Genomic DNA, 331 nt, shown 5'->3' on the forward strand with positions numbered 1-331 from the left:
GCAGGACAGAGGGGGGTATGCCGAGCGCCAACGTCAGCGCTTCGCCGACAAAACACAAAAACGGCGGCCGAAGCCGCCGTTTCCAATCAAACACAAATCCGCTTACGCCGCTTCGCTGACACCGGCGCTCTTCGTGCGGAACAGCAGACGATCAGTCCCGCCGGTGATCTTCACCGTCGACCCATCCGGCACCTGCCCGCCGAGGATCTGCTCGGCGAGCGGATCCTGGACGTACTTCTGGATCACCCGCTTCAGCGGCCGCGCGCCGTAGACAGGATCGTAGCCCTTGTTGGCGAGCCAATGCGTGGCCTCGTCGTCGAGCTCGATGGTG

1 protein-coding gene is annotated in these 331 nt (G+C 63.7%); it reads right to left on the reverse strand.

What is annotated here, in order from left to right; translation table 11 throughout:
• Positions 1 to 102 precede the first annotated feature (102 nt).
• Positions 103 to 331: hypothetical protein (locus B3605_RS24975; RefSeq protein ID WP_296436811.1), on the reverse strand; the 229-nt coding region annotated here is incomplete at its 5' end.

It is taken from the genome of Rhizobium sp. UBA1881, assembly GCF_002338015.1.
Classification (GTDB): domain Bacteria; phylum Pseudomonadota; class Alphaproteobacteria; order Rhizobiales; family Rhizobiaceae; genus Rhizobium.